The sequence below is a fragment of the Vibrio sp. 947 genome (genome assembly GCF_033339115.1).
GTDB lineage: Bacteria > Pseudomonadota > Gammaproteobacteria > Enterobacterales > Vibrionaceae > Vibrio > Vibrio alginolyticus.
Genome location: NZ_JAWOTX010000003.1, coordinates 203,906 through 222,796, shown reverse-complemented (window position 1 = coordinate 222,796; position 18,891 = coordinate 203,906). Strand labels below are relative to the sequence as shown.

Genomic DNA, 18,891 nt, shown 5'->3' with positions numbered 1-18,891 from the left:
AGCCAATGTATAAAAAATCAATTTTGTCAGCCTCCATTTTAGTTGCCCTTTCCCATACTGCTTATGCGGAAGAAGCTTCTAAGTTTGAAGAAGTCGTTGTGTCGGCCACCCGTACCAACCAAACCATAAACACTGTTGCTGCTTCTGTTGCTGTTGTATCAGAGAAAGACATCGAAGAAAACATGGTAAAGGACTTGAATGATCTATTCGAGTATACGCCAGGGGTTACTGTTAATGGCACTCAACGCCAAGGCGTCCAAAGTATTAACATTCGCGGGATGGAAGGTAAACGAGTTAAAATCTTAGTAGACGGTGCATCTCAACCAGGTGTATTCAGCGGTGGACCATATTCGTTTATCAATTCTAGTGCCGTTACTGTCGACCCCGATATGCTAAAGAGTGTCGAAATTGTTAAAGGAGCAGCTTCTAGCCTACATGGTAGTGATGCAATTGGCGGTGTTGTCGCATTCGAAACAAAAGATCCGAAGGATTTCCTCAAAGATGGTAAAGACTTTGGTGGTCAAGCTAAACTCTCTTATTCATCGGAAGATAACTCTTTTAGTGAGCATGTAGCTTTAGCAAAGCGTTTCGGTAATACAGAAGCACTTATAGCCTTTACACGCCGTGATGGTGCAGAGCTACAAAATTTCTCTAAGGCGCCTTACGATAACTATTCTGTGGACAACCAAGATTATTACAAAAACGATCTATTGGTAAAACTTCAATCTCAACTGAATGACGCTCATCGCTTGGAGTTCTTGGGAGAAGTTATTTACAACGAGACTGACTCAGAGATCGCACATAAAAGTTACAAAAACTTCAACGCTGAAGACACAACCAAGCAAAATCGCATTGGGCTCAAGCACATTTGGTTTGCAGATGCAGCTATCTCGGATACGATCACGTCCAAGCTTACATGGATTGGTAAAGAAGAAAACGGCGTGTCTAATCGCTTTATCGAAGCCAGCCCAGGTTACCCACCTTACGTACCGCCTAGTGGTGACAACCAACAGAAAAAAGATTACGAATATACTGAAGACAAATTTGAATTCGAAACTCAGTTAGATAAAGAGATTCAAAATCACTATATTGTTTACGGAATATCGTACAAACATAGTGACATCAGTAATACCAATCGCGAGTTTAATTCCGATCCTGGCACGCCAGATACTGTTTACGTTTACACACCGGATGCAAAAGAAGAAAGCTTTGGTTTATTCTTGCAAGATGAAATTTCGCTTCTTAATGACAAGCTAATTCTGACTCCAGGTGTGCGTTACGATTACTTCTCTACTAATCCTTCAAATACTTCTGAAGAGTCATTCGAGAAGTTTAGCGACTCTGCATTAACTGGTCGTTTAGGAGCAACTTACTCTGTATCGCAACCTGGCACGATCTTCGCGCAAGTGAGCCAAGGGTTCCGAGCGCCATCGTTCGACGAGCTTTACTACACCTACGATAATCCGGCTCATGGCTATACCAACCGCCCTAACCCAAATTTGGGATCTGAAAAGAGTTTGTCTTATGAACTTGGTTACCGTCATAACACTGCAGCGTCTGCAACTGAAGTAGCGTTCTACTACAGTGATTACAGTGACTTTATTGAGCAAACGTCATCAAACAATGGTGGTTTAACTGAATTCACAAATATCAATATTAGTGAAGCAAACATTAAAGGGGTTGAGCTCTCTAACCGTCTTGATTGGCATGCCATTGCTGGTCTTCCATCAGGCGTGACAACTCGCTTTGTTGCAGCATACACAGAAGGTGAAGATGGTGATGGTAATCCTTTGAACAGTGTAAACCCATGGAATGCCGTAGCTGCTGTAAATTACGATTCACCAAATGCACTTTGGGGGACAAGCCTAAAAGTAAACTACACGGCTAAGAAATCGAACAGTGATATCAACTCTGATGGTGATAAAGGCGGAATCAAAGACCAAGTTGCTTTGCCGTCTGCGACAGTCGTTGACTTAACGGCGTACTACAAACCAATGAAAGATATAACCATTCGTGCTGGTGTTATGAATCTAACGAATGAAGAATACCATCTTTGGAACGATGTTCGCGGTAAGACTGAGTTAAGTCGAGACAAAACGCAAGCTGAGCGTAATTACAACATTAGTGTTAAATACGAGTTCTAAACCTTAAAAACACAAAAGCCAGCGTAATGCTGGCTTTTTTATGGCTTTCATTTCAAAAATGTAAAGAAAAGTATGAAAAATGAAAGTTTACTGTTTTGCCATCTCTTTTTTCACCATTACTGCTGCTGCAATGATGAAAGTGATGATCAGACCGAGTTCCATGAACTACCCCAATAGCTACGAGAAAATTTATAACCCAAATTAAGAGTCGGGCATAGTTTAACAGCTCTATATATACTTGCTACCTTTTAACCAGTAATTTACGATTTTTTCCGATTTGGATCAAAAAAGACGCAATTATGCGCCTTTTTGTTACTATTATGTAAATTAAAGATTAGGCATCTGGATAACCTTGAGGGTTAGTAGACTGCCAGCGCCATGTATCGCCAGTCATTTCTTCTAGAGTACGAGTTGCTTTCCAACCTAACTCATTCATCGCTTTTGATGGATCCGCCCAACACTCTGCAATATCACCTGGACGACGCTCAACAAGTTGGTATGGGACATCTTTACCACTTGCGGCTTCAAATGCTTTCACCATGTCCAGTACACTGTAGCCGTTACCAGTACCGAGGTTATAGATATGAAGGCCAGCTTTGCTACCTACTTTTTCTAATGCAGCAACGTGACCATCGGATAAGTCCATTACATGAATATAATCACGTACGCCTGTGCCATCTTTGGTCGGATAATCACTACCAAACACAGAAAGGAACTCTCTGCGCCCTACCGCAACTTGAGAAACAAACGGCATTAAGTTGTTGGGAATACCTTGAGGATCTTCACCTAGCTCGCCTGTTGGATGTGAACCTACCGGGTTAAAGTAACGAAGAAGTGTAATGCTCCAGTCAGGGTTCGCATTTTGGAAGTCGGTTAAACACTCTTCTACCATTAATTTGCTGCGCCCATATGGGTTAGTTGCGCTAGTTGGAAAGTCCTCAGTGATGGGTACAGATGCAGGATCACCGTATACAGTCGCTGATGAACTAAATACCAACGATTTAACTCCGGCTTCACGCATTGCATCAACCAATACTAACGTGCCATTAACGTTGTTGTCGTAATACTCTAGAGGTTTTGCTACAGACTCACCGACGGCCTTTAAACCTGCAAAATGGATAACAGCTTCAATATTGTGCGACTTTAGTGCTTCTACCATCGCCAATTTGTCTCTGATATCGGCTTGAATGAAGGTTGGCTTTACACCACATACCTTTTCAATTCGATCTAATACCGTAGATTTACTGTTGTACAGGTTGTCTAGAATTACTGGCGTCATGCCAGCTTCGATCATTTGAATACACGTATGACTACCGATATAACCCATACCACCCGTAACGAGTACTTTCATTTTATTATTCCTTCTGACGCGAATCGGGTTAGTTTAAAGCTTTGACGTTACGATTTAAACTGTCTCTTGTAATTCGCATCCCATTAATATTGCTTGGCCTTTCCCGGCTTTCTTTGCTTGATACATTGCCGTATCCGCACTTTTTAAAACTCGAGTAGCATCGCGCTCATTTACGCCGACTAATTTTACGCCGATACTAACGCCAACTTTGAGTAAGTGACCTTTGTACTCAATTGGAGCACATATGCTCTCGAGCAACTGTTCTGCTATTCGGGTGACCACTTTTTGATTGGCGGGATTAACCAACATGACAAATTCATCACCAGAAAGTCTTGCGATTAAATCACTATGTCTCGTCGCAGATGTTAGACGCTCGGAAACTTTTTTCAAAACTTCATCACCTGCATCATGACCGTAGGTATCGTTAACTTCTTTAAATCCATCCAGATCGAGGTACAAAACTGCAAATTCGTCACGCAAGTATCCAGAGCGTTGTACTAGTTGTTCCAACTCTAAATGGAACTTAGATCGATTGGCTAACCCCGTTAAAGCATCGTGATGAGCTAAATGCTCCAATCGTTCCATCTCTTTTGCGCCGGAAAGGTCGGTAAGAACAATAACCAGATCATAGAAACCATAGTCTTCACACTTAACGATACGATTGACTCGAGCAAACATCGGTACAAACTGACCAATATGGTTCTCCTCGATAACTTCACCTTGCCAAACGCCATAATTTTCTATCGACTCGATGATACTAGGCATCATTTCCTGTAACTTGCGCCACTTTAGCGTTTGGATGAATGACTTCCCAATAAGCTGATCCACCTCTAAGCCGACTAATTTAGTGACGGCAGGGTTTGCCATCGTAATGACACCGCGATGATTAAGAACAATGAGACCATCTTGGCTGCTTTCAAAAACGCGTCCCGCAACACGTTGCCGGTTTATGGCTTCTTCAATTTCGGTGATATCTTGAATCGAAAACAGTAAGTATTCATGTGTCGAGAGGCGACGACTGGTTAGGCTCAACTGCTGTTCGTTATCTGCATTTTTGAGGTGAATATCATCGCACTCTAGGCCTCGACTCAGGATCTGACTCAGCTCATTCGGTGTTTTAGTTTTAATTAAATCACGAATATTGGCATATTTAAGTTCATCTATTTTTTTTTGAAATATTTGCTGAGTCGCCGTATTACAATGAATAACACGTCCGGAATTGTCTGTAATAACTAATGCATGCTGAACAGATTCGATAACCTCTTCTGAAAATGCGCGCTTTTGTTCTAGTGTGTCTAGCGAATGTTGCCGCTGCTTCTCACGTACTGTTAACCTATTCATCATTTGATTGAAAGAGCTCGCGAGGTCTCCAATTTCATCCTTGGCGTAATAGCGAGCTTGATTTTCCGTGTTTCGTCCGTGTGTCACATTCTCTATTACGCGGTTGACTTCCATCACGGGCTTGAGAACAAGCCTCTCGATACTTATGTAAAAAACAGTGCCACCAGCGATCAGAAACAGAAGAAGTAAAGCGCCATCTTGAAGTAAAGATTGTATGGCTTCTACGATTGGGCGATGAGAAAGCGTGACTCTCATGCTACCAATGACATAGCCATCATGGATAATCGGCTCTAGAACATAAAGAAATTTGGTTGATAAGGCATAGCCTAGAGCGTGCAACCTACTTCTTTCGGTTTGACTTGGAACGGGTGCTAGTGCCCCACTTATCTCCATAACAGCGAATGGTTGATGATCTTGGTCATAAAGTTTGACCCGCGTTACATTTGGCTGGTTTAAAAAGTTGGCGAGAATAGTTTGAGCTTTTTGCTTGTCCTTTGTCGTGAGCGCATCTTTAATTGAGAAAGAAACGTTGTTAATCAACTTTCTTGTCTGCTCGACCAGTTCATGCTTAGACGATTGGTATACAGTATACGAGGTGTAACCTTTTGAGATAACAAAGATAGCCGTTAAAAAGACCAGAAGAGGCCAAATAAGCTTCGCTCGTAATGACATATATATTCCTGTCGCAGACAACCACAAAAATGACAGAAGAACCATTATGCAATCTATCACCCATGAAGGGCGACAAGATTAACACGATGCTAATGCAAAATAACCTTAAATTCTCAAAAATTGGATGGAAAAGAAACGAAATACCTTAAAATTCGGATCAACTCAAATAACGGCAACATCTTTATGGACTAACGTGATCTTTTTCGTCAGCTATCTGCTCAAAAAGCTTCGTTTTCATGATAGAAGAATGAAGTGAGTCACTGAACCTAGATGCATTTTCCTGCATCGTAAAACCATTGCTTGTGTAGAAATAAAACGTATGACATTGAATAAACAGCAACTTACATTGAACTGTGATATGGGCGAGAGCTTTGGCTCTTGGAGTATGGGCGCAGATGAAGACGTGATGCCCCATGTTGATATGGCGAACATCGCGTGTGGTTTTCATGCCTCCGACCCTAATGTCATGCACGACACCATCACCCTAGCGAATGACAACGATGTTGATATTGGCGCACACCCAGGTTACGCCGACCTACAAGGCTTTGGCAGACGAAGCATAAGCATGACGGGTGATGAAATTACGAACATGGTTATATATCAGGTTGGTGCTTTACAAGCATTATGCCGGGCGCAATACACAGACATCAGTTACATAAAACCTCATGGCGCTCTATACAACGACATGATGAAAAGTGATGCGATATTTAGAGCGGTAGTAAAGGCGGCAGCACTGTTCAAAGTACCGTTAATGATCCTAGCTTCACAGGAAAACGAAAAATACTTAGAAATCGCAGACGATTATGATGTTCCCTTGCTATTTGAAGCATTTGCAGATCGTTTATACCAAAATGACGGCTTACTGACTCCTAGAACACAGCCCAATGCCGTGTTAAAAAGCGAGCACGCGATACTTGAGCAAGTCCGGACCTTAGCTGACTCTGGGCGTGTCAAAACCGCTTCAGGCGGTTACATATTATTGGAAGCCGACACAATTTGTGTTCATGGTGACAATGAAGAGTCGATCGCGCTGATCCAAAAGATCCGCCAAAGCCTATACGCTGGAGGAAATTAATGCATAAAGAGAAATTTAATATCTCTTTGATCTCCGAGTGCAGTATTTTCATTAAGTTTGATGAGAGTATTTCTGAAAATGCAGTCGGAGAGCTTGCTCGCAGCATAAGAGAAACTTTCGCTTCAATTGTTATGAACGTTGTCCCCTCCTATCAAACTATTCTCATTGATTACTTACCTTTTCGAATCAACGAAAAAAACTTAGTTAATGAGCTGCAACAAATCGTGAGCCAGTTTGATACTCAATCACTTAAGCTTTCCCAGCCGAATCACATTACTATCCCTGTATATTACTCTGAAGAAACCGCGTTAGATCTATCTCGTTTTCAAAAGCGAGGTCTGTCATTAGACGATCTTATTACCCTGCATACGAAAACCGAGTACGCGGTTTCTGCAATTGGCTTTGCTCCAGGCTTTGCATTTCTCTCTGACGTTGATACTCAATTGCACATGGCAAGGCTTGCCACACCAAGAACTCAAGTGCCGGCCGGAAGTGTAGGAATCGCAGACTCTAAAACGGCCGTCTATCCATCAGATAGTCCTGGCGGATGGAACATTATTGGTAAAAGCCCGCTTGCGCTCTTCTCCGACTCTCCTCCTTTTATACCGTTTGAAGTGGGTGACAAGGTCACCTTTAATGCTATTTCAAAACAAGAGTTTATCGATTTAGGAGGCGTACTATGAGTTACGGTGGATTACTGGTGGAAAAGCCAGGACCGCTCTCTTTAGTTCAAGACTTTGGTCGTTTTGGCTTAGCGCATGTCGGTGTGACTCAAGGTGGGCCGGTCGACGACTATGCTTACAGCTGGGCCAACCATTTGCTTGGTAACGTAGTCAATTGCGTTGCGATTGAAATTACTTTGGGTAACGCTTGTTTTATTGCCTTGCATAACTGCCACCTTGCTATATGTGGCGGTGATTTAAATGCAAAAATAGATGGTGAACCTATTTCAAATTGGTCTGACTTTACGTTGAAAAAAGGACAGAAGCTTCAGTTCGGAGTCGCAAGGAATGGACTTCGCTCCTACCTAGCGGTTAAAGGTGGATTCAATGTTGCTCAGCACTTAGGAAGCGCATCGACCGTCTCGCGAGAATCTCTAGGTGGTTATGATTCAAATGGTGGCGCTTTGAAAGCTGGCGATATTCTTCCCTTTGTCCCTCATAACTTACCGAAACGTAAACCAAGGCAAATGACGTTTCGTTTTAAGCCAGATTACAACTTACCTATTAAGTTGAGAGTGATTGAAGGCTATCAGAACGAGGACTTTGATGAAGAGGCTCGCCAAGCATTTTATAACAAAGCATTCATCATCTCCCCCAATTCGAATCGCATGGGCTACCGTCTTGAGGGCAATAACATTCGTCCACCTTACGAAGGCGTCCTATCAGAGGGAATTGCATTAGGTTCAATTCAAGTACCTAGCGATGGTAACCCTATTGTGCTGCTCAACGATCACCAGACTATTGGCGGGTATCCTAAATTTGGCTGCGTAGCTCGTATTGACTTACCTAGACTGGCACAGGCGAAGCCCGGACAAAAAGTCAATTTTGTGAAAGGAGATAGGCTAGGCTTGCAAGAAGTATGGTGCCAATGGGCTCAGTTTTTTGGGTACTAATACAACCACTGAGCCCAAACACAGCCGATTATGTAGGCATACCATAACGCACTGCTAAAGCTTGTGGATAGCCTCGCTCTTGAGTGAGTTTAATCGCGTACTGCTCGACCTCTTGTTCAGACCACTTTACAGCGACCGGATGCTGTGTTTCCACATTTTGGTTAGGATCGATGTCAAACCAGAATTGAAGCATTTTTTGCGCTGCGAGTAGTGTCGATGACGCTTTTACCACCTCTATTCTCGCATAGTGGTTATCTTCAAAAGTCACATCTGCCGCTCTGAGTACTGGGTCTGTTCCGGGAATTTGCTGAGCGCCAAACAATGCTTTTCCTCCTTTTACAGCAGAGTGATAGTCGGGAATAAACTGCGCCATGTGTTTGATGGCATTGTTCGTTCGCTCTTCTAACAATTCTTCTCTCCAGCCGTTACGGATCTTCGAGAGTAAAGGCATAGGCAGTTCAGGTTGAGCAGATGAGTTCGTGCTCTCCACTAAACCATCTTCAAACAGCGTGATTCCTTTTGTCATACCATGAAGTTGAAAGTAACCATCGCCATAAGGCGTCAATTGAGCCATTCCTTTATCGGTTCCACGCGGGCCATGAAAAATAACTTCTGGCCATTGTTGTTGACAGTCTGCCCACCTCGTAACGTAAGCGGCTTTAAACTCCACCAACCTGTCACGCTTGGCACCAACTGTGTTGTCAATTGAGCCTGTTTCAAAGCCACACGCGTTAACCAAGTAGTCGCATGTCATCAGGTAATCGATACCTTCACGTTCATAGCCAAGTTGCCAGTGTTCCCCCATCCAATCGGCTTGCTTAAACGTTGCTTGTGTGAAGACCGAAGCATTAGGAAGCGTATCTAGTGTTAAGTTGGCAATTGCGGCGAGGCGAAAAACACTCCAACCATATTCTTGAACTGCGACAACAGGATACTTTAGCGCTTCAAGATCAGCATGTTGAGCAAAAGGAATGCACCACTCATCGAAGTTTGTAGGATGACTTGGTTGAGTACGTTGCGCGAGAGCTTCTAGCTCCGCTTTTGAATACAGTTTGTAGTATTCGCTTGGCTCGCCGAGCACTTTATTACTCTCATCTTTATCAACGAGCGTCTGATAAGCACTTTTCACAACCTCTAATCGCGGAACTAGTGTGGATGGGTCTCCACCATCGGAATGAGGAACCGCGATGATTGTCGGACGAATATTCAGTGAAAGCGGATACAGGCGAACAGTATCGATAGATTGTGCTAACAAGTCTAAGCATTGTTGCTCGGAAATCTCTCGATATAAATTACCACCAGCATGCAAATGACAAATGGGTGGACCATTTACTAGTGATACGCCCTTCTCTATTACGGAAACTTTAAAACCCAGCTCCGCAAAATGAATTGCTGCTGTTGCACCTGCTACACCGCCACCAACAACAGCGATATGCTTATCTTTATAACTTGGAAACTCAGACTTCATTGCTTCACTAAAAATTTTATAAGGAAAATTCTTTACTAACGGTGGATTCTACTCGTGTTTGGACTTGATTAAAATCACAAAAAGTTCATGGGTTTGCGAAATATCCAACAGCGCCTGTAAAGTGCATTAAAGTAGAAAAAATTTGCGAAAAAGTACTTGACGACATGGTTAAGAAGACACTTTTTTGTGTCTATGTGAATAAGAATTTCACTGTAAGACCCATGGCGTAAAGCCTGCAGAAACACCCCACTTTTTACCCCATTTAGTTATCCCAAAAGTTATCCACTGTTTTTGTGGATAACTAAAATAAAAGTGTCATGGAGTGTTCCAAACTTGATAACACTCGCTGCGATTAAGTGTTTACTGGCGTTAACAATCTTTTCAACAAACTCATCACTACAAGTGCCAACGTAACAAATGTTGCAAGCGGTAAAGCTATCCACAATTCGGGGTGAATTTGTGCATTGAGATCGAATCCATATGTCATGACTGCGGCCACACAAACTTCCGCAGCGAATACCGCAACACCACTAGCAATCAACGCCATAATTCCGTACTCGGCCCACAGGGTTGTGTTGATCCGTTTCTTACTTGAACCTAATGTGCGATACAAACGAATCTCTTGTTGACGTTGGGACAAGCTTAACCTCAGTAGAGTAAAGATGAGCAGCAGACCAGCAACAACGCCTAAAAGAGCAAGGATGGTGATTGCTGATACGATTTGCTGAATCAAAGCCTGAATTTTCTCGCCCATAGTTCGGATATCTAAAACAGAAACCGTTGGGTGAGCACGTGACATTGACGTCAACAACGCTTCATTTCCTTCTTCAATCCTATAACTGATGAGGTAAGAACCAGGTAAATTAGCCATCACGTCAGATGAGAAAATAAAATAAAAGTTAGGCTTCATGTCACGCCATTCGACATAACGGATGGTATCTACTACTGCATCGTAATTCTGGCTGTTTATTACAAAGCGCAGCGTATCACCGAGTTTTATGCCTAAGTCATTTGCTACATCCGCTTCTACAGATACACTCCCTTTGTTTGTCCATTCACCCGAAAGCACATCATTATATTCTGGTAGGGTATCTCCCCATGTCAGGTTTAGCTCTCGACGTATCGCGTCAGAACCTTCTCCTTCGTAATCAATCTCTTTGACGTTTTGACCGTTAATCTCTGTTAGTCGTCCACGAATTATTGGATAAGCTTGTGACCGCGTAACTCCATTTTTATCTAGGGTTTCTAGGTAGTTATCGAGCTCATAATCACCAATGTTCAAAGCGAACACATTTGGCGCGTCTGCAGGTAAGGTTCTCTCCCAATCCGCGAGAATATCGCTGCGCACAAGCCAAATGATAGACAGCAACATCAAAGATAATGCCAAAGCACCAAACTGTAGGCCGCTGGTTACTGGCGTCCGGTTGATACGACTCAACGCAAGCTTCATTGCAGGATGGGTTGACACACGTGCAAACAGCTTTGTGAGTGTGACGCTAACTGCTGCGAGTACCACAAACTGTACCGCTATACCAGTGAGCACGATCCAAACTAAGGTGTTATCTGCATACAGTAAAAGCAGTGGAACAACGGGAACTAGAACAAGTAACATTCGCTTCCAAGAACGTTGCGCTTTACCCTGCTGTAGCACTTCTAACGCGGGAGTTTTAATCAAGCCTAACAATGGTATACCGAGAGCAGGCACCGTAATCAAGACTGCTGAGATAAATGCCACCAAAAATGGTGTGACGCCGTAACTAGGGAGTGGCTCGGGTAATAAGTCTTTGAGTGGAATGCGTAATAAATATTCCAGCCCGCTCCCTAACAATAGACCGACGACACTGGCACTAATGAGAAGGATTGTGACTTGAATAAATAACCACTTTTCAATCCATCGGCGGCTCGCACCAAGACTTTTCAACATCGCGATAGTTTGTGTCCGGCTGTTCACGTAATTTTGACAAGTAAGAACCAATGTTGTCGCCGCCATAATGATGACAATTGCTACTGTCAACGACAGATACTGCGTCGTGCGTTCAAAAACCTCATTACTACGACTGGCAGTATCTTGCGTGCGCCAGCGATCGCTCGGAGAAAGCTGCGTATCATCTTGTAAGCTCTTTAGTGTTTTATCATCGGCTTGTAAAAATAGACGGTATTGAACTCGACTCCCAACTTGAATTGCTCCTGTTTTATCTACGTCACTTTGATGAATGTATGCAGAAGGCATTTGCTGAAATGGATTAAAGCTCAAGCCTGGTTCCATCAATACTGCGCCTGATACAGTAAACTCGGCATCGCCTATCGTGACACTGTCACCTGGCTTTACGCTTAGTTGAGTCATAATCCGCTCATCAAGCCAGAGTTGGTTCTCTTTAACGCGACCGGCTGGATTATTTTCAAGAACGAGCTCTCCCATTAAAGGGTAATTATCATCCACCGCCCTTACAGAAATAAGCTGCATACCATTATCGCTAAATGCCATAGTGGCAAAGCGTGTCATCGTCGAACGTTCAAGGCTTTCAGTCGAGGCTAACAACGTGTCCGGAATGGGATTAGCAGACACAAACACCGCATCTGCCGTTAATGCGTCCTTCCCCTGCTTGACGATCACCTGCTCCATTCGTTCTGCTAATGCAGAAAGCGCAAAGATACTCGCAATCACGAGAATAAGAGCAACGCTAATAGGCCAAAGATTCCCCTGCCTTATTTCGCCGAAACTCCAGCGTATCAAGCTTTTATTCGACGAGTGCTGTGTTGTACTGTTTTGCTCTGTGGATGTTGCTTCACTTGATGATACTGCAGACATTACATCTCCTCCTTAAGCTCACCCGCCTCCATACGATAAATACGGTCACATCGGCTTGCTAGATGACCATCGTGTGTTACTAAAATCAGAGTTGTCCCGTGCTGTTCATTAAGATCGAATAGCAGCTCAATCACTTTGTCTGCGGTTTGATGGTCAAGATTACCGGTAGGTTCGTCTGCGAACAACAGTTCAGGTTGTGTCATAAATGCGCGCGCTAGTGCAACTCGCTGTTGTTCACCACCAGATAACTGGCTTGGTAGATGGTCGACACGTTTTTCCAATCCAACAGAAGCTAATAATTCCGCTGCTCTTGCTTCATCTTCGGCTTCACCACGTAAAAGACAAGGAAGCGTGACATTACGTAATGCACTCAAACTCGGGATTAACAAGAAACTTTGGAAAACGAAACCTAAAGAGTCAGCCCGAACTTTCGCACGTGCTTCATCATCCAGTTTTGATAATTCATGACCTAATAAAGTAATTTCGCCTGATGTCGGAGTATCAAGACCAGCTAGCAACGTCATCAATGTTGACTTACCTGCACCGGAAGTTCCGACGATGGCGATTTTTTCTCCTTTTCGGATGTCAACATTTACGTCTTTGAGGATTGTTAATTGTTCTTGATTAGTAGAGACTTGTTTAGAAACCAAATTGGCTTGAACAATAGGTGCATTAAGTACAGGTGTTTGCATGATTCGTATACTTTCCTTAGTTCTATTTTTTTGTTTTTCCGCTACTGCACATGCGAGCGAAAAGCTACTTGTCTTGGGTGATAGCTTGAGTGCAGGCTATCAGATGCCGATCGAAGAGAGTTGGCCTAGCTTACTCCCTGATGCGTTGTCAGAACATGGTCAAGATGTAACAGTTATTAATGCCAGTATTTCTGGCGATACCACTGGCAATGGCTTAGCACGGTTACCTCAGTTGCTAACTCAGCATAGCCCTGACATGGTACTTATTGAGTTAGGTGCCAACGATGGCCTAAGAGGTTTCCCTCCTAAACTTATTACGTCGAATCTTTCAAAAATGATTACCATGATAAAAGATTCTGGTGCGGACGTTGTCATGATGCAAATTCGGGTTCCACCTAATTATGGTAAGCGCTATAGCGATATGTTTTACGATATCTACCCTAAGCTTGCACAGCATCAACAAGTTGCCTTGATGCCATTCTTCTTAGAGCATGTTGTCACCAAACCAGAATGGATGATGGATGATGGCCTTCACCCAAAACCAGATGCACAACCTTGGATCGCAGGTTTCGTTGCTCAAGAATTAATTAAACATCTCTAATTTTAATGGTCTAGCTCAATAAGTTTTACGTAACTTTACGTTAATCTATTTTCAATTCCACTCATCGAGGATAGATAACAACATGCGAATAGAACCGTTAATTCAAGGTGTTGTTGCTCGCTCTGCGCACCCCAAAGGGTGTCATGCATCTATTAAAGAGCAAATTGAATACGTAAAACGCGCCCCACAGATCAAAAAAGGCCCAAAACGGGTTTTGATTATTGGTGCCTCCTCTGGTTTCGGCCTAGCGGCCCGAATCGCCCTAACGTTCGGTGGCGCTAACGCCGATACCATTGGCGTCTCATTTGAGCGTGGCCCTTCAGAGAAAGGGGTTGGGAGTGCGGGTTGGTATAACAACGTCTTTTTTAAGCAAGAAGCAAATCAAGCCGGGCATACCGCAATAAATATTGTTGGTGATGCATTCTCTGGTTCGGTGCGCAATCAAGTGATTGAAGCCATTGAAACGTACTTTGAGGGTGAAGTTGACTTAGTCATCTATAGCTTGGCAACCGGTGTTCGACCTAAACCTAAATCTGATGAGTTTTGGCGCAGTGTCATTAAACCGATTGGTGAGCCTGTCACTGGCGCTTCTATCATGCTGGAGAACGATAAGTGGATAGAAACCACCTTAACGCCAGCAACAGAAGAGGAAGCCAATGCCACCATTAAAGTAATGGGCGGCGAAGACTGGGAAAGCTGGATTGACACACTCATCAATAACGACTCTATTGCAAACGGCTGCAAAACCATCGCCTTTTCTTACATGGGCCCTGACATTACGCACCCAATTTATCTCGATGGTACGTTAGGTCGAGCGAAAATCGATTTACACCAAACCAGTCATTCATTAAACCTCAAACTCGCCAACTTTGACGGCGGTGCTTACGCAACCGTGTGTAAGGCGTTGGTGACGAAAGCCAGTGTATTCATCCCTGCGCTAAGTCCCTACCTGTTAGCGCTTTATCGAGTGATGAAGGAAAAAGGTACTCACGAACGCTGTATTGAACAAATGCAGCGGCTGTTTACTACGAAGTTATACGATCAAGAGAAAGTGCCAGTTGACGGTGAACGCTTGATTCGAATAGATGACTTGGAACTTGAACCGCAAGTTCAACAAGAAGTCCACGCTCTTTTAGAACAAATGAATGCTGATAACTTTAAAGAGATTGGTGATTACCAAGGTTTTAAAGATGAGTTTATGAAGCTCAATGGCTTTAACTTTGAGGATGTCGACTATTCGCAAGACATTTCTATTGAATCGTTAATGTCGCTTAAGCCTTGATGCTTGTTATCTGTTTCAAGGATGAGATATGTGACAACTATTCCTAGTCCTGAACACTTTTCAGGACTTTTTTTTGTTTCGAGCCCTAGCCACCCTATACTTAATTAAAAAGCGAGAACAAAATAGAGCAGTCTGCATTTTTAATTCACAGGAAGTGAAACCACGTAAAGGATGACCTATATGGGGAGATTGCAAACATTAGACTACGAAATCCCTGAGTCTATGCGAAGAAGTTGGCAAGAAATCGTCAACTTACTGGCTCAAATAACACACGTACCCACCACATTAATTATGCGTATCCATCCGGATCGCATAGAAGTAAATACATCTAGCGAAACTCTAGGTAATCCTTATCGTACTGGCGATGCAGAGCAGCTTGGTAACGGTTTGTATTGCGAGCAAGTTATAGAACAGAAAGGCGAGCTTGTAATCCCCAATGCGCTTGAAGATGAAGAATGGCAAAATAACCCAGACATCAAACTAGGCATGATTTCTTATTGCGGCTTACCGCTATTCTGGCCAAATGGGGAGACATTTGGAACAATCTGTATGCTTGACTCTGAGAGAAACGAGTACAACGATAGTTACCGTCAGTTGCTTGAAACTTTCAAAGATTCAATCGAAGCACAGCTTTCAGTTGTGTACCAACAACATAAACTTCAGCGACTTAACACCGAGCTAAAGAGTCGAATTGAAAATCGTACCACGGATTTAGCCCAGTTAAGTTACTCCTTAACACAAGAGATTGATCGCCGTAAAGCCGCGGAAAAACAAGTGAGCTACCAAAAAACACATGATCAGGGAACTGGATTTCTAAATCGTTCTGCACTTGAGAACATTGTCCAATACACCTTACAGTCCCTTGATAGTGATCAGCAATCGCTTGTGGTCATCAACATTGGTTTTAGTAACGCTCGCAGTATTCAGACCAGGCACGGGTTCGAGGTCTTTGACAACATTTTAAAAGAATTTCACTCCAGATTAACCAGACACGGTGCTAGCGGATTTATCACTGGTAGACCAAGTTCGAATGACATGGTTTTATTGATTTGGGGAGAGGATATTGAAGCTCGGTTAAATCAACTATTAGATGATATCACTAAAATTAGCGTAGATGGATTTGTCTTCAACAAAACAGAAATACATTTGCACACGTATATCGGTATAGTTCAAGCTTACAAAGATTGCAGCAATGCTAAGCGTATCCTTCAACATGCATGTTACGCGATGCTTCTATGTAAAGAATCCGGCGAACCTTTTAGTTATTTTAGAGAAAATCATTCGGCTGATCTCAATAGTCACAATGAACTGGAAAGTTACCTTTTACAAGCAGTGCGTAACGACGATTTAGTGTTGTACTTTCAACCTCAAGTAGACTCCAAAACACGTAAATGGATTGGCGCAGAAGCCTTGCTTCGCTGGAGACATCCAATACTTGGCGACGTTTCCAACGAAGCATTGATACATATGGCCGAACAAAACGGGCTTATCTTTGAAGTTGGCTCTTTTGTTCTGCGTACCGCGATAGACAAAGCGAAACAATGGTCTGAGTTAATCGATAACTTCAAAATTGCCGTCAACGTTTCTCCCATTCAATTACAAAACGTAAATTTTGCAGAACAAGTGCAACACCTACTCGACACTTTCCATTTGCCAGCACACTTTCTCGAACTCGAAGTAACCGAGAGCGCTCTAATTGCTGATGAAATAGTAGCACGCACAACGTTAAATAAGTTGCATAAACTAGGTGTGACATTGTCACTTGATGACTTTGGTACAGGATATGCTTCGTTCAGCTATTTAAAGAAATATCCGTTTGATGCCATCAAAATTGATAAAAGCTTCGTCCAGCAAATGGAAAAGTCAGATGATGATCGCGAGATCATTTGTTCAATCATACACATTGCAAAAAAACTGGAACTCCAAGTAGTGATCGAGGGCATTGAATCCCACCAACAAGAGCAGTTTCTTATTGGTGAGGGTTGTGATATCGGACAAGGTTTTCTTTATGGTAAACCTATGCCTTGTAATGAATTTGAGCAAAGTTTGTTTAATCAGCGCCTTTCTGGCGGGCAATACGCCTACTCTTCCTAAGCATTCTCTTTACTATGAGGGCGGTGGTTTCTATAATCGCCGCCCGCTTCTATTAAAAGGCCAATATCTTCATGGATCAGTTGACTGCCACGCTTAAGAAAATTGAAAAGCAGAACTACCGAGCTTATCAGCAAATCAAAGGTCAATACGACTTCACTGATTTCACTTTGTTTGTCGATCATGTACAGGGTGACCCTTATGCATCGGCGTCACGTTTTCGTGCGACTCGCGCATGGTCTTTGACTGGTCTTGAGTGGCTAAGAGACGAGTCTCCTGCATTTCAAAGAGGTGCACGTGATTTTATTGCGCGTAGTTTTGAACAGTTTGCTAAACAAGAAAACTCAGTATCAATTTCACTGACAGGCCAAACTGTACTGGATAGCACCGCGGTGTTGTTTACTGAAGAAGGTATTGAACTGCGTTTTCGAGTTAACTTACCGGCTGAAGGTCGTTCAGTATTGGGGAAAAAAGCCAACAACATACTGACTTTCCACCTGCCTAAGTTTATCCGTCGAGCAACTTTAGAGCGTGAACTCGACAAAGCCGCTTTAATTAAGCACTGCCAAGTTGTTGAAGACCAAGATGCCCTGCGAGAACAGTTAGAGGCCAATAACTTAGTCGCGTTTGTCGCAAACGGCAGTATTCTTCCTCGAATTGCAGGTAATTGCGACCTTCCAATGAAAGAAGCCGTTGAGTTTAAAGCCCCTGAATCTCTACAAGCCACTTTACATGCGCCAAACAAGGGCCATGTCACAGGATTAGGAATTCCAAAAGGTATCACACTGATTGTAGGTGGTGGCTTCCACGGTAAATCTACCTTATTAAATGCAATAGAGCGTTCAATTTACGATCATATTCCAGGAGATGGTCGCGAATACATTGTTGCCGATAACAAGGCTATGAAGATTCGTGCCGAAGATGGCCGATGCGTACACCACTTGAACCTGTCGAACTACATCAACCATTTACCAATGGGTAAAGATACGGCGGACTTTTCTACTCAAGACGCATCAGGCTCAACGTCGCAAGCCGCTTGGCTTCAAGAGTCTATTGAAGCGGGTTCAAGCACATTATTGATTGATGAAGATACTTCTGCTACCAACTTCATGATTAGAGATGAGCGTATGCAGGCATTGGTGGCAAAAGGTGATGAGCCAATTACTCCTCTCGTCGACCGCATTGGTCAATTACGAGATGATCTTGATATCTCTACCATTATCGTTATGGGTGGGTCGGGCGACTACTTAGACGTTGCCGATACCGTCATTCAAATGCACGACTACCAAGCCGTTGATGTGACTGAAAAAGCGAAAGAAGTTATCGCTCAGCACCCTACTCAACGCCATAACGAGTCAGAAGAACGTTTACAGACCTTCCCACCTCGAGCACTGAACCGCGTTGCGTTGATGAATATTCTGACTGACGGCAAGTTCCGTGTGAATGCGAAAGGCAAAGAGTCACTTCGATTTGGTAAAGAGTTTACTGATCTTAGCGCTTTGGAACAGATAGAGTCAGCCGATGAAGTCAACACAATTGGCTGGTTATGGTTCCAAATTGCTCAACTTCCAGGTTGGTGTAATCATCCGGCGAAGGAGATTGAAGAAATGCTGTCTGGTGAGTGGCATGCCGCTCTTCCTAAACAAGGCGACTTAGCCAAACCACGCACACTAGACGTTATGGCTGCCCTCAACCGCATGCGAAAATCTCAGTTTAAGTCATCATGCTAGTTTTGATACGCTGACAGAGA

Annotated in this window: 13 protein-coding genes; 8 read left to right on the top strand and 5 right to left on the bottom strand. The window is 43.2% G+C overall.

What is annotated here, in order from left to right; genetic code table 11:
* Positions 1-5 precede the first annotated feature (5 nt).
* A complete protein-coding gene (locus R7Q39_RS05390) occupies positions 6-2,144 on the top strand; it encodes a TonB-dependent hemoglobin/transferrin/lactoferrin family receptor (RefSeq protein ID WP_053303617.1) in 2,139 nt (712 codons plus the stop codon).
* A 334-nt stretch (positions 2,145-2,478) separates the two neighbouring features.
* Here R7Q39_RS05390 and galE read toward each other — a convergent pair whose 3' ends face one another.
* Together galE and R7Q39_RS05380 are read right to left on the bottom strand one after the other, a co-directional pair.
* On the bottom strand, positions 2,479-3,495 hold the full coding sequence (galE, locus tag R7Q39_RS05385; protein WP_005386320.1) for a UDP-glucose 4-epimerase GalE: 1,017 nt from the start codon (positions 3,493-3,495) through the stop codon (positions 2,479-2,481).
* A gap of 54 nt (positions 3,496-3,549) precedes the next feature.
* Positions 3,550-5,508: a diguanylate cyclase domain-containing protein gene (locus R7Q39_RS05380; protein WP_318075857.1), complete on the bottom strand. Its 1,959-nt coding sequence runs from the start codon at positions 5,506-5,508 to the stop codon at positions 3,550-3,552.
* A 319-nt stretch (positions 5,509-5,827) separates the two neighbouring features.
* Here R7Q39_RS05380 and R7Q39_RS05375 point away from each other — a divergent pair, with 319 nt between their 5' ends.
* From R7Q39_RS05375 to R7Q39_RS05365, 3 genes are read left to right on the top strand one after another with little or no spacing between them, the layout of a single operon-like run.
* Complete coding sequence (locus R7Q39_RS05375) at positions 5,828-6,583, top strand: 5-oxoprolinase subunit PxpA (RefSeq protein WP_238852998.1); 756 nt, start codon at positions 5,828-5,830, stop codon at positions 6,581-6,583.
* Positions 6,583-7,266 carry a 5-oxoprolinase subunit B family protein gene (locus tag R7Q39_RS05370; RefSeq protein ID WP_005386313.1) on the top strand — a complete coding sequence of 228 codons (684 nt, stop codon included), beginning with the start codon at positions 6,583-6,585 and terminating at the stop codon, positions 7,264-7,266. Before R7Q39_RS05375 ends, R7Q39_RS05370 begins: the two co-directional genes overlap by 1 nt.
* Complete coding sequence (locus R7Q39_RS05365) at positions 7,263-8,198, top strand: biotin-dependent carboxyltransferase family protein (RefSeq protein WP_170893224.1); 936 nt, start codon at positions 7,263-7,265, stop codon at positions 8,196-8,198. The genes R7Q39_RS05370 and R7Q39_RS05365 overlap by 4 nt, the downstream gene beginning before the upstream one ends.
* Before the next feature lie 28 nt (positions 8,199-8,226).
* Here R7Q39_RS05365 and R7Q39_RS05360 read toward each other — a convergent pair whose 3' ends face one another.
* The 3 genes from R7Q39_RS05360 to R7Q39_RS05350 all read right to left on the bottom strand — a co-directional run bounded on the left by R7Q39_RS05360 (position 8,227) and on the right by R7Q39_RS05350 (position 13,167).
* On the bottom strand, positions 8,227-9,666 hold the full coding sequence (locus tag R7Q39_RS05360) for an FAD-dependent oxidoreductase (protein ID WP_318075856.1): 1,440 nt from the start codon (positions 9,664-9,666) through the stop codon (positions 8,227-8,229).
* Between the two features lie 352 nt (positions 9,667-10,018).
* Positions 10,019-12,475, bottom strand: a complete 2,457-nt coding sequence (locus R7Q39_RS05355; RefSeq protein WP_318075855.1) for an ABC transporter permease — start codon at positions 12,473-12,475, stop codon at positions 10,019-10,021.
* Positions 12,475-13,167 carry an ABC transporter ATP-binding protein gene (locus R7Q39_RS05350; RefSeq protein WP_033907076.1) on the bottom strand — a complete coding sequence of 231 codons (693 nt, stop codon included), beginning with the start codon at positions 13,165-13,167 and terminating at the stop codon, positions 12,475-12,477. Before R7Q39_RS05350 ends, R7Q39_RS05355 begins: the two co-directional genes overlap by 1 nt.
* On the opposite strand from R7Q39_RS05350, the gene R7Q39_RS05345 reads away from it, so the two are divergent.
* The 4 genes from R7Q39_RS05345 (at position 13,166) to R7Q39_RS05330 (ending at position 18,871) form a co-directional block, all read left to right on the top strand.
* Positions 13,166-13,768 (top strand): arylesterase, encoded by a 603-nt coding sequence (locus R7Q39_RS05345; protein WP_033907077.1) that lies wholly within the window; start codon positions 13,166-13,168, stop codon positions 13,766-13,768. The genes R7Q39_RS05350 and R7Q39_RS05345 overlap by 2 nt on opposite strands.
* Positions 13,769-13,850: 82 nt before the next feature.
* Entirely contained in the window at positions 13,851-15,050 is a 1,200-nt protein-coding gene (fabV, locus tag R7Q39_RS05340) for an enoyl-ACP reductase FabV (protein WP_033907078.1), read from the top strand.
* Positions 15,051-15,230: 180 nt separating this feature from the next.
* On the top strand, positions 15,231-17,144 hold the full coding sequence (locus R7Q39_RS05335; RefSeq protein WP_047101140.1) for a sensor domain-containing phosphodiesterase: 1,914 nt from the start codon (positions 15,231-15,233) through the stop codon (positions 17,142-17,144).
* A gap of 71 nt (positions 17,145-17,215) precedes the next feature.
* Positions 17,216-18,871 (top strand): ABC-ATPase domain-containing protein, encoded by a 1,656-nt coding sequence (locus R7Q39_RS05330; RefSeq protein ID WP_318075854.1) that lies wholly within the window; start codon positions 17,216-17,218, stop codon positions 18,869-18,871.
* The last annotated feature ends 20 nt before the right edge of the window (positions 18,872-18,891 follow it).

Excerpts from the sequence above, each read along its gene's own strand:
- R7Q39_RS05355 (WP_318075855.1), bottom strand. The coding sequence starts at position 12,475 with ATGTCTGCAGTATCATCAAGTGAAGCAACATCCACAGAGCAAAACAGT.
- galE (WP_005386320.1), bottom strand. The coding sequence starts at position 3,495 with ATGAAAGTACTCGTTACGGGTGGTATGGGTTATATCGGTAGTCATACG.
- R7Q39_RS05375 (WP_238852998.1), top strand. The coding sequence starts at position 5,828 with ATGACATTGAATAAACAGCAACTTACATTGAACTGTGATATGGGCGAG.
- R7Q39_RS05335 (WP_047101140.1), top strand. The coding sequence starts at position 15,231 with ATGGGGAGATTGCAAACATTAGACTACGAAATCCCTGAGTCTATGCGA.
- R7Q39_RS05365 (WP_170893224.1), top strand. The coding sequence starts at position 7,263 with ATGAGTTACGGTGGATTACTGGTGGAAAAGCCAGGACCGCTCTCTTTA.
- R7Q39_RS05345 (WP_033907077.1), top strand. The coding sequence starts at position 13,166 with ATGATTCGTATACTTTCCTTAGTTCTATTTTTTTGTTTTTCCGCTACT.
- R7Q39_RS05350 (WP_033907076.1), bottom strand. The coding sequence starts at position 13,167 with ATGCAAACACCTGTACTTAATGCACCTATTGTTCAAGCCAATTTGGTT.
- R7Q39_RS05370 (WP_005386313.1), top strand. The coding sequence starts at position 6,583 with ATGCATAAAGAGAAATTTAATATCTCTTTGATCTCCGAGTGCAGTATT.
- R7Q39_RS05390 (WP_053303617.1), top strand. The coding sequence starts at position 6 with ATGTATAAAAAATCAATTTTGTCAGCCTCCATTTTAGTTGCCCTTTCC.
- R7Q39_RS05330 (WP_318075854.1), top strand. The coding sequence starts at position 17,216 with ATGGATCAGTTGACTGCCACGCTTAAGAAAATTGAAAAGCAGAACTAC.
- R7Q39_RS05380 (WP_318075857.1), bottom strand. The coding sequence starts at position 5,508 with ATGTCATTACGAGCGAAGCTTATTTGGCCTCTTCTGGTCTTTTTAACG.
- fabV (WP_033907078.1), top strand. The coding sequence starts at position 13,851 with ATGCGAATAGAACCGTTAATTCAAGGTGTTGTTGCTCGCTCTGCGCAC.
- R7Q39_RS05360 (WP_318075856.1), bottom strand. The coding sequence starts at position 9,666 with ATGAAGTCTGAGTTTCCAAGTTATAAAGATAAGCATATCGCTGTTGTT.